Below are 15291 nucleotides of genomic sequence, written 5' to 3' on the forward strand. Positions count from 1 at the left end.
ATGGCGCTAGTACCTCTTTTGTTCCCTATACTAACAACTACATCCGAACTTCTCTTCGCCTTTGAAATCTACCTGAGTCGGGTAATCATTATCGAAACAAGCTAGGCACAAGCCGCCTTTGTAATCCTGTTCGTTATATCCACCTACAGCGGCAATCAAACCCTCGGCGCTCATAAAGTAAAGCGAATCCGCGTTAATTTCCTCACGAATTTCCTCGACGGTTTTAGATGAAGCAATCAGTTCCCGGCGATCCGGCGTGTCAATACCGTAGAAGCACGGGTTTTTGAAAGGCGGCGAGGTAATACGTACATGTACCTCCAACGCTCCCGCATCACGCAGCATATTCACGATTCGACGGGATGTAGTGCCCCGGACGATAGAATCGTCGATCATAATGACTCGTTTACCTTCAACAACGCGGCGTACAGCGCTCAGCTTCATTTTCACACCCTGCTCGCGCAGCTCCTGACTCGGCTGAATGAAGGTACGTCCAGTGTATTTATTTTTAATCATGCCCAGCTCATAAGGAATACCTGTCTGCTCTGCATAACCAATCGCAGCCGAAATACTGGAGTCCGGTACACCGGTAACCAAATCTGCATCAACAAAAGCTTCCAGCGCCATCTGGCTGCCCATTCTTTTGCGTGCAGCATGAAGATTAGAACCATTCAAGTCACTGTCAGGCCGGGCAAAATAAATATATTCCATCGCACATAGCGCTTTACGGTGCTTTTCTTCCGTGTAACGATCTTCATGCAGTCCATTTTTGTCCAACACCAACAGCTCACCCGGTTCGATATCGCGCAGCAACTCTGCCCCAATCGTTTCCAGGGCACAAGACTCGGATGCGAACAGATAAGCATCTCCCAGTCTGCCCATCGTGATTGGACGCAGACCATTGGGGTCGGAAGCCACGAGCAGCTTGTCGTTGGTCATAATAAGGAAAGCAAACCCGCCGACAATACGCTTCAATGCATCCTTAGCGGCCTCCACCAAATCCTTGGACGATCGTGCGATCAAATGTGCTACTACTTCTGTATCGCTGGTCGTTTGAAAAATAGACCCGCCCTGCTCCAGCTCATGCCGGATTTGCAAAGCATTCACTATATTCCCGTTCGTCGCTACTGCCAAATCGCCATCACGATACTTGAACACCAAAGGCTGTGCATTCGTCAGCTTACTGTCTCCACTTGTCGAGTAGCGCACATGTCCTATGGCAATATCGCCTGTCAGCGAAGCCATCAAATCTTTATTGAATACTTCTTTTACAAGACCCATACCACGATGATAATGGAACTCGTCACCACTGCTCACACAGATGCCTGCACTTTCCTCCCCACGATGCTGGAGCGCATGCAATCCGTAATATGCTAGGGAAGCGGCATCGGAGTGTCTATACACACCGAATACGCCGCATTCCTCTTTTAATTTATCAAACAGCCCCTCTTTACCAGAGCCTTCATTATAATAATCTCCAGTCCACAACGTCCGTGCTGTTATTTCATCAGACATGGAATGACATCCTCCCAGATTTGCTTCAAACTGGCGACTGCCTCGTTCAAAGCGGGTTGTCCGTTCACCTCAACTGTCAATTGTGATCCTTCAACTTTTCCTAATACGGTAACTGGCACTTCCAAACCACGTAGATGTGCTTCCAGCGCAGACGCTTTATCCGGCGATGCAGATAACAAAATACGGGATTGGCTTTCGCTAAACAAAGCATGGTCAGGACGCAAAGTCGTTTCTACGTTGACCTGTGCTCCCAATCCGCCGCTAATCCCGGATTCCGCAAGCGCTACAGCCAATCCGCCCTCTGCCAAATCATGCGCAGATTGTACCAATCCGCCCTGAATCGCTCCCAGTACCGCAGTCAACAGTTTTTTCTCTACGTTCAAATCCAGCTCAGGAGGGCGTCCCTCGGATACACCGTGTACGACAGCTTGGAACTCACTGCCACCCAGCTCGGCTTTCGTTTCCCCCACCAAGAAAATCACATCACCCTCGGCTTTGAAGCCTTGTGTCGTAATATGATCTGTATCATGTACCAGACCTACCATACCAACAACAGGCGTCGGATAGATGGAGCCTTTGGTATTTTCGTTGTACAAGCTGACATTACCCCCGATAACAGGTGTATCCAGTACACGGCAAGCTTCAGCCATACCATCTACGGCTTTTTCCATTTGCCAGAAAATATCCGGCTTTTCAGGGTTACCGAAGTTCAGGTTATCTGTAATCGCCAAAGGCTCGCCGCCAGAACATACAATGTTACGTGCTGCTTCGCTAACTGCAATCCGTCCGCCTACCTCTGGATCCAGGTATACATAACGTCCGTTACAATCTGTCGTCATGGCGAGCCCCTTACGAGTTCCACGCACGGTTACTACAGCTGCATCCGATCCCGGACGAACGGCTGTACTCGTGCGAACCATGTAGTCATACTGCTCGTATACCCATTTCTTACTAGCTACACTTGGTGAAGACAGCACCTTTTTCAGCGCACCGTTCAAATCTGTCACTTCTGCATAACGAAGTGTGTCAATAGCAGCATTTTGCTCATAATAAGCGGGGATTTCGGAAGGCTTGTCATAAATCGGGCATTCATCAACCAGTGCCGTCACTGGCATATCTCCGACCACTTCATTGTGATGGAACAAACGCAAACGACCGTCATCCGTCACTTTACCGACCTTGGCACAAATAACGCCCCAGCGCTCGAAAATTTCCAGTGCCTGTGCTTCATCCTTAGGCTCTACTACGAACAGCATCCGTTCTTGTGATTCAGACAGCATCATTTCATAAGGTGTCATACCCTCTTCACGCTGCGGTACCTGATCCAGATACAGCTCCAGGCCGTTGCCAGCTTTACTCGCCATCTCCGCGCTGGAGCAGGTAAGTCCTGCGGCACCCATATCCTGAATACCCAGCACAATACCACTATCGATCAGTTCCAGACATGATTCCATAACCAGCTTCTCCATAAAAGGATCGCCTACTTGAACCGCAGTCCGGTTCGCTTCAGATTCTTCTGTCAGCTCAACCGATGCGAATGTCGCTCCGTGAATCCCATCACGACCTGTCGGTGGGCCCACATAGAACACCGGGTTACCGACCCCTTTAGCAACACCACGCTGGATTTTATCATGGTCAATCAGTCCGACACACATTGCATTAACGAGCGGGTTGCCTTCGTAGCTTTCATCAAATACAACCTCGCCACCTACAGTCGGAATACCGATACAGTTCCCGTAGCCCGCAATACCAGATACCACATGCTCGAACAAATATTTCACACGGTCGCTCTCCAGCTTGCCAAAACGCAGAGAGTTCAACACCGCAACGGGTCTTGCACCCATGGAGAAAATATCACGGATGATACCGCCTACCCCAGTCGCTGCCCCTTGAAAAGGCTCCACAGCCGACGGATGGTTATGGCTTTCGATTTTAAATACAACCGCTTGGTTATCACCGATATCTACAATGCCTGCGCCCTCGCCGGGTCCCATCAGCACTCGTGGACCGCTCGTTGGAAAACGACGCAATAACGGCTTGGAGTTTTTGTAAGCACAATGCTCTGACCACATGACACTGAATACACCAATCTCCGTATAATTCGGCTGACGTCCCATGAATTCACAGATCAACGCATATTCGCTATCCGACACACCCATCTGCTGGTACAGTTTATGCTCGGCAACCTGCTCTGCCGTTGGTTCCTTAGCGGACACTTGCTGCGCCATGTCGATCCCTCCATGCGTTCAAAATAGATGTAAACATACGTTTGCCGTCATCCGTTCCGAGCAATGCGTCCACCGCGCGTTCAGGGTGAGGCATCATGCCCAGCACGTTTCCTTGTTCATTACAAATCCCTGCGATATCCGTCATGGAACCGTTTGGATTATCTTTATACGTAAATACGATCTGGTTATTCGCCTGCAAGCGAGCCAGCGTCTCATCATCACAGTAATAGTTGCCTTCGCCGTGTGCGATCGGAATGACGATCTTTTCACCAGCAGCGTAATCTTTAGTAAAAGGTGTTTGGTTATTCGCAACCTGCAACACCGTATCCCGGCATAGGAATTTCATCGACAGATTACGGCGTAAAGCCCCTGGCAACAGACCGGCTTCGGTCAGAATTTGAAAACCGTTGCAAATACCCAAAATATATTTGCCCTCGGCAGCCGCTTTCGCAACTTCCTTCATCACTGGAGCAAACCGGGAAATCGCGCCGCAACGCAGGTAATCCCCGTAGGAGAAGCCTCCTGGAACAAGAATACAATCATAAGGCGACAGATCCGTCGCAGTATGCCAAACATAATCGACAGGTTCACCGACCGTGTCCTCTACCGCCTTATAGCAGTCAATATCACAGTTGGAGCCCGGAAAAACCAGAACTGCAAATTTCATGGAATCAGCCCTCCAGTTCGTAGCGGTAGTCTTCAATGACCGTGTTGGCCAACAGCTTTTCACACATCTCAATGATGCGCTTTTCAGCACTCTCGCGGTCTGTTGTATCCAGATTCAATTCCATATACTTACCAATTCTGACGCTGTCCACTTCTCCGAAACCCATAGAATGCAGTGCGCCTTGCACCGCAACCCCCTGCGGGTCCAAAACGCTTTGCTTAATCGTGACATAGACTGTTGCTTTCATCATGTTCCTTCAGTTCCTCCTCCGAATGAGTGAATCCTATTGGTTGAATTATGATTACTATTTACTGTGCCGTCAGACGCCGCCAAATATCCGTATATCTTGCAGTTGTTTCTTCTACGACCTCAGCAGGCAATGGATCGGGCTCGCTATTCTTGTCCCAACCAGATGATGCCAAATAGCTTCGTACCGGCTCCTTGTCCATGCTGTCAATCTCAACATCCAGCTCATACTTTTCCTGGGCCCAAAAACGGGATGAATCTGGCGTGAAAATCTCGTCAATCAGAATCACCTTACCGTTAACAAGACCAAACTCAAACTTGCAATCGGCTAAAATAATCCCCCGCTTCTCGCAGAAAGCACGTGCAAATTCGTACAACGCCAAGCTCTTTTCCTCAAGCTCACCTGTTAGTTCCACCCCGACCAGTTCTTTCATTTGATGAAGTGAAATGTCCTCGTCGTGTCCAACATCATTTTTTGCAGCTGGTGTAAATAAAGGCTTGGGAAAGCGCTCATTTTTACGTAGCCCCTCTGGCAATGGAATGCCGTTCACCTCACCGTTCTGCTCATACTGACGCCAGCCGCCTCCGGTAATATATCCGCGCACCACACACTCAATGTCGATGCGTTCAGCCTTCAGCGTGACCATGATCCGGTCCTTCAGCAACTCTTTATTCTGTTCGTCGATCACATGCCCGAGCTTGTTCACATCAGTGTGCACGACATGGTTTTCCAACAAGTCTTTCGTCTGCTCAAACCAGAAAGCGCTGAGCTTATTCAGCACATTTCCCTTTTCGGGCACGGGTGGCTCTAACACATAATCAAAAGCCGAAATTCGGTCCGTCACGACAATCAGAAAATGCTCTCCGAGATCATACAGTTCACGCACCTTGCCTTTGTACAAGAGCGGCGCATGGATCAGACCTTCGGCAGTAGACAATGACATTTCATTACACCTCTTTCATAGAAGTTGCCCCTCCTAAATCAACCTTTGCCCCTCCTAAATCCTCCCCTCAGGGAGAACTCCCAGGGCTGCTGCCCTCGGGACTCCCGCAAGGTTGGCTGGTGAGCCGGGTGAGGGCGTTTATTATGTGACTCGAGTGGTATGAGCGCGTTTCGCCGGATGAAGGCTTGTTGGCACAAGCTTTCATCCAGCAACGCTTTTACGTCGGTACAAAATAGCGTTTTTACGCGTATGCCGCCGCAATACCATTCGGCCCGTGGCCGTAGCACGGCATGCCGTGCAGCGAGCATTCTGGCTTCGCCTGTTGTGCGCATGTGTTACGCTGCGCACGGATACGGTGGCTCAAGGCTTCACTTCTTGAGCCTGCGCGTTCTCGGGAGGGCAGCGGGCTGTTTGCTGCGCAAATTCGGCAGCCCTCCCGAGAACGTTGCCTGCGATAGAAAGCAGTGGAACGCGCTTTTCCATCGCCTTTGGGGAGGTGCGGCATCTTATGTGCCGCACCTTCCCAAGTTCTGCTCCCACACGAAGGTTGGTGCTGGAAGCAGCGGAGCGGACGGAATCGTTCTGGAGAAGCATTAGCGCTTGCCTTTGCCTCTGGATTCCAACCTTTGCAGGTTTTCCAATTCAGGAATCCAGGGGCAACAGCAATCGGAAGAATGATCCGTTCGCAGAGCGGCCTCACCACGCAGCAACCTTCCCTCCTACTCCCCTAATCCCAGCTTTTTGAAGATCGTATCCACGTTCTTCAGATGCCAGGCTGGGTTAAAAGCATCCTCGATTTCGTCTGCGCTGAGCACGGCAGTAATTTCCGGGGTCGCCTCGACGATATCGCGGAACTGGCGTTGCTCTTCCCACGCCTGCATAGCACGCGGCTGCACGGTATCGTAGGCTTTTTCACGACTAAAGCCTTTATCGATCAGCTTCGTCATAATACGACCGGAGAACGGTACGCCGTACGTACGCGCCATATTGCGCTTCATATTTTCAGGGAAGACCGTCAGATTTTTCACGATATTGCCAAAGCGGTTCAGCATGTAGTTCAACAGCATCGTGGCATCCGGCAGAATAATGCGTTCTACGGAAGAATGCGAAATGTCGCGTTCATGCCATAGGGTTACGTTCTCATACGCCGATACCATATGCCCGCGAATCACACGTGCCAGACCGGAGATGTTTTCACTTCCGATCGGATTGCGTTTATGCGGCATCGCGGAAGATCCTTTTTGACCCTTGGCAAAGGCTTCCTCCACCTCACGGAATTCACTCTTTTGCAGAGCACGGACTTCTGTAGCAAATTTGTCCAACGATGTGGCGATCAACGCTAACGTTGCCATGTATTCGGCATGACGGTCGCGCTGTAGCGTCTGTGTAGAAATCGGTGCAGGCTTGGTACCCAGCTTGCGGCATACAAATTCTTCTACAGACGGGTCAATGTTGGCGTATGTCCCAACTGCACCGGACATTTTACCGTATTGTACTTGGTCAGCGGCAAAACGAAAGCGTTCCAGATTGCGCTTCATTTCCTCGTACCACAATCCCATCTTCAGTCCGAATGTGGTCGGCTCGGCATGCACTCCATGTGTACGTCCCATCATTGGTGTATGCTTGTAAGCCAATGCCTTTTCCTTCAAAATTTCAATAAAATTCAAGATATCGCGTTCCAGGATTTCATTCGCCTGCTTTAACAGGTAGCCCAGTGCCGTATCAACTACGTCTGTAGAGGTTAGACCGTAATGTACCCATTTGCGCTCATCTCCAAGACTTTCAGACACCGTGCGAGTAAAAGCAATAACATCATGTCTTGTCTCCTGCTCAATTTCATATATCCGTTCAATATCAAAACTTGCATTCTTACGTAGAGCCACAGTATCCTCTTTTGGAATAACCCCTAATTCCGCCCAAGCTTCACAGGCACACAGCTCTACTTCCAGCCACGCTTTAAATTTATTTTCTTCCGTCCAAATCGCTCTCATTTCCGGTCTGCTATAGCGTTCGATCATGACTATTTATCCCCCCAAATATTGGTTTGTTCAATCCATTCCAGCGCTTGTTCCGCATCCTGGCACAGTAGATTAATATGTCCCATCTTTCGGCCTGGCTTGGCTTCACTTTTTCCATACAAATGCAGCTTGGGTACAACATCCAACCTTTCAGCTTCAACATCCGATTGCACAAACCGCCGAACCACATCCTCCAAATGCTCACCTAGCACATTGACCATCACGACGGAAGTCAGCAGCTTCGTGCTGCCCAAGGGTAAACCGCAAATCGCACGTATGTGCTGCTCGAATTGCGACGTGGCGCATGCCTCCATCGTGTAATGACCGGAGTTATGCGGTCGTGGTGCCAACTCATTAACGTACAATTGTCCGTCTTCGGTGACAAACATCTCCACAGCGAGCAGTCCCACCGCACCCAGCGACTCTGCCACAGCCAGCGCTAACTTTCGCGCTTCCTCCTGAACAGGTTCTGGCACGCGCGCAGGTACAATCGACGTGTGCAAAATGTTGTTCACGTGAATGTTTTCCGCAGGTGGAAAGGCTTTAGCTTCACCGTTCGTGCTGCGAGCTACAATCACCGAGATTTCGCAGCGAAAACGAATGAACTGTTCCAATACCAGTTCCGCACCGTCTCCTGCCAATTGTTCGTAGGCAGCTAAGGCTTCCTCCGGTTGGCGAATGACCACTTGTCCCTTGCCATCATAACCACCGACTGCTGTCTTGAGCACACACGGTACACCCAGTTCAGCTACCGCTTGGGCCATATCCGCAGGACTACTAATTTCACGATACGGAGCGACAGGGACACCAGCAACTTCAATAGAACGCTTTTCACGAAGACGATGCTGTGTTGTGTACAAAAGACTGCTGCCTTGCGGCACGCTGGATTCCTGTTCCAAAAGTGCAGCCACATCTGCGTCCACATTTTCAAACTCATACGTGATCACATCGCACCGACCAGCCAACTCTCTGGCCGCAAGCTCATCATCATAGGCAGCACGGATTTGTTCTGACACCTGTCCACACGGGCTATCAGGTGCAGGGTCCAGCGTCACAAAACGATATCCTAGGTTTGTCCCTGCTAGCACAAGCATTCTGCCCAGCTGTCCGCCTCCTAGAAGTCCAATCGTTGTACCTGGAGGACGGATGCGACCTGCAGATTCACATGCCTCATTCATAGTGAGTCACTGCCTTCCAGCACCTCATCACGGATACGGTCGCGTCTTGCCACAACCCGCTGACTTATCTTTTCGTCAAAAGCGCCTAATATTTGTGCGGCCAGCAGCCCTGCATTCGTAGCGCCTGCCTTACCGATTGCCACAGTGGCAACCGGAATACCACCCGGCATCTGCACAATGGAGAGCAAGGAGTCTAGACCATTCAGAGCCTTCGACTGGACAGGCACACCAATGACTGGCAAGGATGTCTTCGCAGCCACCATCCCTGGCAAATGCGCTGCCCCACCCGCTCCAGCAATAATGACCTTTAATCCACGCCCGGCGGCCTCTTCTGCAAAACGAAACATTAAATCCGGTGTACGATGGGCTGAAACTACCTTTTTCTCATATCCGATTTCAAGCTCGTCCAGCACAGCACATGCATGCTGCATGGTGTCCCAGTCTGATGTGCTGCCCATAATGACAGCGACCTGCACTGACATGTCCTTCACTCCCTGTTTATCAATAAGCGCCAAAAATCCGGCACTCGAAAATAACGTTATTTTCAAGACACCGGACTACGAAAAAACAAACGACAGAGCCTCTTAAAGGCAAGCCAAAAGCAAGCCTCTTCCACCGCATCCAATGCGGCTTCAGCCGTATGTCTCCCGTAGTCCGGAAATTTAAGGTTTCCAGGTAGAAACTTCCGGGCCATATCCCCGGCATTATACGAGTTAGCATTGTGCCTATTCCATACCCGACGATATTCTTTACAAGTATGATCGCGGTCTGTTTCGGCTCAAACATGTGTACCTTATTAAATTGTACCTAAAGTTCATTTTTTATCGACAATACACTTCCTAGTTTAACAATTCCCTACACCTTATGTCAACTTGAAAACGAACATTACAATAATCATGCAATAGAATGTTCGTGTTTAACAAAATCAACACCCTTATATACCCACAGGTCAGGACTATTGTATTACGTTTAGCTATCTATTACCTATCCTGATAACAGCGAGCGTACCGCATTCCACTGACAAAAATAAAAGTCGGCACTCCCTATACAGGCAGTAAACCGACTTTTACTTTCTTATTCAGTTATTTTACGACCAGCACAGGAATACGCGCATGCTGCACCACATTGTGGCTTACGCTACCCAATACAAATTCACGGATACCACCTAAACCGCGGCTACCGATCACAATCACATCGAAGCCATTCTCATTGGCATAATCCAAAATGACTTCGGCTGGTGAACCTTGAATGAGCTCCACCTTGGCATCTACACCTTGCTCAGCAAGCCGCTTTTTAACTTCTTCGGTAGTTTGTTCGGCCAAATCGTAATATTCTTTATTTATCGAAGCCGGAATTGGCGCCAAACCTTCGCCCATAAAAATCCGTGGAAAATCAAATGCGGTTACCACCTCAAGCTGCGAGGACGATGATGTCTTGACTAATTCGGCTGCCTTCAGCAAAGCCTTGTTGGATGCATCCGAACCGTCATAAGCAAGCAATACTTTTGAAAATAGCATAATACGCACCTCTTCCTCATTCGGTTTGTTGATTCAAAGCCTGAAATATGTACTCCTGTTGTTGTTCATTCCATGACATCACTGGATGGCTGGAATAGTCTTCTCACTCATCATTAAACTTCCCTATGAGAAGCTAAACTCCTCGCCTTACCTTAAAAAATAACCATACAACAATGCGTTCATGAATAGCAACGCCGGAATACCTAATCTGAAACTCATATGCCGTGTTTTATGGCGTTTACGGTACATGGCTATTAGCACGCCTAAGGCTCCCCCGATCAGGGCCAGGAAAAACAACGTCCGTTCAGGTACACGATCACGATGTTTACGTGCTCTCTTTTTATCTTCCGACATTACCAGATAGCCTACTGCATTGATAAACAGCAGCCATACCAACAAGCCTGTCTGCAATGTCTCTCCCCCTTTTGCACACCGTACCAAGTTCAGGTATTAGGCCTTATATATCGTTCTCCCCTCATTATAACCCCACCCCTTTTACAGAAACAACGCCTCCCTTGACTTGGATAGCGTTTTTGCGGAAATAGTAAGGTGGCATAAGGGCGATCCCCGAGTGCATCTATTTCGTCTTAAAGGAGGAACTGCAATGGAAAGCACCCATGAATACGTTGAAAAGCTGCGAGAAAATGCTAAAAAGGCAGAACGCAACCGTAAACAAGGAAAAGGAACTCCCAGCGCCAGCCTGCCGACAAAACAGCATAGCAAAAACCCCTGATCATGGGATCTGTATTCAGCTGTAGAACCATGTTATTAACGTAAAATATCAACTTTACCTTGTCGTTCTCATTGAATGAAGTTAAAGGTAAACTCAGTTGTTCACCTTTCAACAAAAACAACAAGCAGACTCCTTATGAGATTTCTGCTTGTTGTTTTGTTTTTGCAAACATTTTTTATTCAGCCGTGGTCTTTACCTTAAACAACCGACTGTTCATCTTACTACATACACCCACCATACAATAATAAGGCGGTTACATTGATAATGGATTGGTTTTAAAGTTATATTTTCTAACATAGATATTGACTAAAAACATTTTCACACTCTATAATTCGTGATATTAACTTAATCCGACAAAATATTTGTCAGTTAATCTATCATCATATTTGAGGTTTAAGATTGGAGAGGAGCTTTATATGACTAACATGAAAAAAATGACGATGATTCCCCTGTTGGCCAGCTTTATTCTCGGAGGTACCTTATGGAGTGGTGGATTTACCGCCAACGCTGCGGCAGCAGCTACAACCAGCACAACTGCACCTACTTCTACCACTATAACTTCGGACAAATCCGAAAAACCACAAACCAATCATTTACCCAATATTAAAATACTTGCCACAGGAGGGACCATTGCAGGATCATCTGCCGTCAACACGGATACAACCGGCTACAAAGCAGGCGCGTTGGGAGTGGAAACTCTAATCAATGCCGTTCCTGAGATGAAAAGTATTGCAAATGTCAGTGGTGAGCAAGTTGTTAATGTAGGTAGCCCCGATGTTAATAATGAGATCCTCTTAAAACTTGCCAAGCGCACCAATGAACTGCTTGCCAAAGACGATGTAGATGGCATTGTCATTACACATGGTACAGATACATTAGAAGAAACAGCTTATTTCCTCAATCTTGTTATCAAAAGCGATAAGCCAGTAGTTGTCGTTGGCTCCATGCGTCCAGCTACTGCCATCAGTGCCGATGGTCCCTTCAACCTCTATAATGCAGTGAAAGTCGCCGGGGCTTCGGCCTCTAAAGGTCAGGGCGTACTCGTCCTGCTGAACGACCGTATCGGTGCAGCAAGATACATCACCAAAACGAACACAACAGCAGTCGATACGTTCAAATCTGTGGAGCAGGGATACCTTGGAGCTGTTGTGGGCGATCAAGTGTACTACTACAACAAATCCACACACAAGCATACGACTTCTTCTGTATTCGACATCTCTAACCTGACTCAACTGCCACAAGTAGATATTTTATACGAATATCAAAACAATGGTCGCTATCTGTATGATGCAGCCGTAGCAGCTGGTGCCAAGGGTATTGTCGTAGCTGGTTCCGGTAATGGTTCCTTGTCCAAGACCTCCTCAGAAGGCGCAGAGGCCGCAGGTAAAAAAGGAATAATCATTGCCCGCTCCAGCCGAGTGGGAAGTGGAGTAGTGTCCCCGTCAACAAAAGACGCAGCTTCAAACTTTGTATCGACCGATTCGCTTAATCCACAAAAAGCACGGATTTTGCTCATGCTTGCTTTGACCCAAACACACGATGTTAACCAAATTCAATCCTTCTTTAATGAATACTAAGAACATTTATCCCAAATCAAATAAATACAACATCCTTATTATGAAAAAGAAGCAGCGATTACGGTTGATCACCGTAACTGCTGCTTTTTTTTGCAAGACAAGTCTAGCATTAATAACTACTTCATCTAATATCCAATCGTCTTGGTTCTATACAGTAATCCATCGTCCCTCCCACGCAGCATCAAGACTGCTGTTTGGGAATCCCATTCAAGCTTGGAGGATATTTCGCTTGCTTCTCTGGATGAGCAGCAATTTCCTCCTCCAGTATGCTTGATTTATTTTGCTGATTATTGATTTTAAGCGGTTTATGTTTGGGCATAAATACTCACCTCCTCGGATTACCATGCCAAGGAGTGATCGTTTTTATACCGACATGCACCTACTGATTATGTTGACTGCAGCGCTTATGGTCATCCGTTATTTGCCCTGCTTTTGTTCCATCGCTGCTTTTAGCAAATCACCCAAACTGGAGCCAAAAGATTCCTGCTTTTCAAATTGTCTTACTAGCTTTTGCTGTTCCCGTTTGTTTACCCGTTGCTTGTCCTCATCCAACGTCTCGGTAATGCCGCAGGGCAGGCATCTTACATACAATCCTGCTTTGCCCTCTTTCATTTCCATTTTCTTATGACACTGCGGGCAACGTCGATTGGACAAACGTTTTTCCCCTGAACGACGGTAACCGCAATCCGCACTTGGACATACAAGGAACTTGCCTTTCTTACCCTTCTTCTCCAATAGCTTTGTACCACAATCTGGACAATGACTATTCGTCACATTATGAGGCTTGTACTCCGCACTGCTATTTTTCACAGTGGAAACCAGCTCTTTCGCCATAGCACGAATAGAATTCAAAAACGGTTCCGGTTGTCCTTGACCACGAGCAATCCGTTCCAGCTCCGCTTCCCAACGTGCCGTCAGCTCAGGCGTTCGAAGCTGTGGAGCTGCCAGTTCAATCAGTTGCTTACCTTTCCCGGTTGGATGCATCACGTTCCCCTGACGCTCAATCGTATCCGAGCTGACAAGCTTTTCAATCAGATCGGCACGAGTAGCAGGAGTACCCAGTCCATGCTTTTCCATCTGAGCGAGCAGGGCTGCTTCCGTATACCGCTTCGGCGGCATCGTTCGCCCAGCTCGTACAAGACAACGCTGTAACCGGACGGAATCTCCTTTTTGCAGCTCAGGTAAAATAACGCCCCGTCCATTGTTTTCCCGATCCTCTGCTTCTTCATCATCCATATCATAATGGTTCGCGTCATATACAGCACGCCATCCGCTATCTTTTACCGTTGTGCCTTTTACGTGAAACGTCTCCTGCTCCACCGTAACTGATACGGCTACAGCATCATAACGTGCAGGTGGATAGAATAGACTGATAAACCGTCGTGCAATCAGATCATACAGCTTACGTTCCTCTGGGCTCAACTGATTAAGCAATAATGTCTGCTCAGTAGGAATAATCGCATGATGATCCGTGACTTTACTGTCATCCACAATTCGCTTTGTGATTGGTAGGTTGTTACGCAATAACGGACGTGCCAAGGAAGCATATGGACCTACTGCTACACTGCTGAGCCTTTCCTTAAGTGTGTCCACCATATCGGATGTCAGATAACAGCTGTCCGTACGTGGATAGGTCACCAGCTTATGCTGCTCATACAGACGCTGAAGCAGATTAGACGTCTGTTTAGCCGAAAAGCCATAGCGCTGATTAGCATCTCTTTGTAGTTCCGTTAAATCATACGCTAGCGGGTGAGGCTCGTTCTTTTCGCTCTTTTTAACACTGGCAACTGTGCCTTTGGCCCCCTCAAGTCTACGGCGCAAAGCCTCTGCTTGAGTGCGGTCAAACATGCGTGAATCCCCGCTTTCTGCCCGCCAAGTTGCCTGAAAATCGCCGAAGTCCGCCGTCAAAGTATCATATTCCTGAGAACGGAATTCGGTAATTTCTTTCTCACGCTCCATAATCATCCCCAGCGTTGGTGTCTGCACTCTTCCAGCCGAAAGTTGGGCGTTATAACGACAAGTCAACGCGCGAGTTACATTGAGACCAATCATCCAGTCTGCTTCAGCTCTACAGCGAGCCGATTCATATAAACGATCAAACTGCTGACCAGGCAATAGCTTTGCGAAACCTGCCTTAATCGCCTTGTCTGTCTGTGAGGAGATCCATAAGCGTCGGAAGGGCTTTTTCCAGTTTGCCATTTGAATGATCCAGCGTGCCAACAATTCTCCTTCGCGAGCAGCATCTGTTGCCACGATAAGCTCTCCAATGTCCTGCCGCTTCATGAGTTGCTGCACAGCTTTGAACTGATGATTACTTTCACGCAGTACCTTTAACTTTGAACTCTTCGGAAGAATAGGCAGATCCTCCAAATTCCAAGTCGCATACTTAGAATCGTAATCCTCCGGCTCTGCTAAGCCGACCAAATGTCCCAGTGCCCACGTCACTACGTACTGGGGTCCTTCTATATAACTTTTATGCTTCTCGCGGCTACCCATCACACGTGCTATCTCTCTGGCCACGGATGGTTTTTCTGCTAATACCAATACCTTCATGTTACGCTCCTTTCTCTCATAGTGTTAATTATACCATCCTGCCATGATCCGATAAATTCTAATGCAACGGCTCTTATTAACATGTTCGTACATACTATTGCAATTGCTTTACACCGCT

15 protein-coding genes and 1 riboswitch are annotated in these 15291 nt (G+C 48.1%); of the genes, 2 read left to right on the forward strand and 13 right to left on the reverse strand.

Translation table 11 applies throughout. From position 1 onward, the window contains the following. Window positions 1-30 precede the first annotated feature (30 nt). From purF to ACEN8J_RS18290, 11 genes are all read right to left on the reverse strand, one after another. Window positions 31-1512 carry an amidophosphoribosyltransferase gene (gene purF, locus ACEN8J_RS18240; RefSeq protein ID WP_029516033.1) on the reverse strand — a complete coding sequence of 494 codons (1482 nt, stop codon included), beginning with the start codon at window positions 1510-1512 and terminating at the stop codon, window positions 31-33. Next, window positions 1497-3740 carry a phosphoribosylformylglycinamidine synthase subunit PurL gene (gene purL, locus ACEN8J_RS18245; protein WP_039272360.1) on the reverse strand — a complete coding sequence of 748 codons (2244 nt, stop codon included), beginning with the start codon at window positions 3738-3740 and terminating at the stop codon, window positions 1497-1499. Before purL ends, purF begins: the two co-directional genes overlap by 16 nt. Next, window positions 3718-4407: a phosphoribosylformylglycinamidine synthase subunit PurQ gene (gene purQ / locus ACEN8J_RS18250; protein WP_029516035.1), complete on the reverse strand. Its 690-nt coding sequence runs from the start codon at window positions 4405-4407 to the stop codon at window positions 3718-3720. The genes purL and purQ overlap by 23 nt, the downstream gene beginning before the upstream one ends. Before the next feature lie 4 nt (window positions 4408-4411). Beyond that, the gene (gene purS, locus ACEN8J_RS18255) at window positions 4412-4657 is read right to left on the reverse strand and encodes a phosphoribosylformylglycinamidine synthase subunit PurS (protein ID WP_013308797.1); all 246 of its coding nucleotides are present in this window, start codon (window positions 4655-4657) and stop codon (window positions 4412-4414) included. 58 nt (window positions 4658-4715) lie between these two features. Beyond that, window positions 4716-5597 (reverse strand): phosphoribosylaminoimidazolesuccinocarboxamide synthase, encoded by an 882-nt coding sequence (locus ACEN8J_RS18260; RefSeq protein WP_029516036.1) that lies wholly within the window; start codon window positions 5595-5597, stop codon window positions 4716-4718. Between the two features lie 241 nt (window positions 5598-5838). After that, window positions 5839-6300, reverse strand: a complete 462-nt coding sequence (locus tag ACEN8J_RS18265) for a hypothetical protein (RefSeq protein WP_318628461.1) — start codon at window positions 6298-6300, stop codon at window positions 5839-5841. 16 nt (window positions 6301-6316) lie between these two features. After that, window positions 6317-7615: an adenylosuccinate lyase gene (purB, locus tag ACEN8J_RS18270; RefSeq protein ID WP_340884366.1), complete on the reverse strand. Its 1299-nt coding sequence runs from the start codon at window positions 7613-7615 to the stop codon at window positions 6317-6319. Between the two features lie 2 nt (window positions 7616-7617). After that, window positions 7618-8793 carry a 5-(carboxyamino)imidazole ribonucleotide synthase gene (purK, locus tag ACEN8J_RS18275; protein WP_495593828.1) on the reverse strand — a complete coding sequence of 392 codons (1176 nt, stop codon included), beginning with the start codon at window positions 8791-8793 and terminating at the stop codon, window positions 7618-7620. Beyond that, window positions 8790-9275 (reverse strand): 5-(carboxyamino)imidazole ribonucleotide mutase, encoded by a 486-nt coding sequence (purE, locus tag ACEN8J_RS18280; protein ID WP_014279837.1) that lies wholly within the window; start codon window positions 9273-9275, stop codon window positions 8790-8792. Before purE ends, purK begins: the two co-directional genes overlap by 4 nt. A gap of 148 nt (window positions 9276-9423) precedes the next feature. Continuing rightward, window positions 9424-9525: riboswitch (purine riboswitch) on the reverse strand. Between the two features lie 350 nt (window positions 9526-9875). Further along, window positions 9876-10310 carry a universal stress protein gene (locus ACEN8J_RS18285; RefSeq protein WP_029516040.1) on the reverse strand — a complete coding sequence of 145 codons (435 nt, stop codon included), beginning with the start codon at window positions 10308-10310 and terminating at the stop codon, window positions 9876-9878. Window positions 10311-10457: 147 nt separating this feature from the next. Beyond that, a complete protein-coding gene (locus ACEN8J_RS18290) occupies window positions 10458-10721 on the reverse strand; it encodes a DUF1294 domain-containing protein (protein WP_025719814.1) in 264 nt (87 codons plus the stop codon). Window positions 10722-10914: 193 nt separating this feature from the next. On the opposite strand from ACEN8J_RS18290, the gene ACEN8J_RS18295 reads away from it, so the two are divergent. Together ACEN8J_RS18295 and ACEN8J_RS18300 are read left to right on the forward strand one after the other, a co-directional pair. Then, window positions 10915-11043: a DUF4023 family protein gene (locus ACEN8J_RS18295; RefSeq protein WP_013369463.1), complete on the forward strand. Its 129-nt coding sequence runs from the start codon at window positions 10915-10917 to the stop codon at window positions 11041-11043. Between the two features lie 416 nt (window positions 11044-11459). Then, window positions 11460-12620: a type II asparaginase gene (locus ACEN8J_RS18300; RefSeq protein ID WP_165150835.1), complete on the forward strand. Its 1161-nt coding sequence runs from the start codon at window positions 11460-11462 to the stop codon at window positions 12618-12620. Between the two features lie 181 nt (window positions 12621-12801). Here the strand turns inward: ACEN8J_RS18300 and ACEN8J_RS18305 are convergent, their stop codons facing one another. Both ACEN8J_RS18305 and ACEN8J_RS18310 read right to left on the reverse strand, forming a co-directional pair. Continuing rightward, entirely contained in the window at window positions 12802-12939 is a 138-nt protein-coding gene (locus ACEN8J_RS18305) for a hypothetical protein (protein ID WP_016819760.1), read from the reverse strand. Window positions 12940-13037: 98 nt separating this feature from the next. Next, window positions 13038-15173 carry a DNA topoisomerase III gene (locus tag ACEN8J_RS18310; protein WP_495593832.1) on the reverse strand — a complete coding sequence of 712 codons (2136 nt, stop codon included), beginning with the start codon at window positions 15171-15173 and terminating at the stop codon, window positions 13038-13040. Window positions 15174-15291 lie beyond the last annotated feature (118 nt).

The sequence above is a fragment of the Paenibacillus sp. Paensp38 genome, assembly GCF_059491915.1.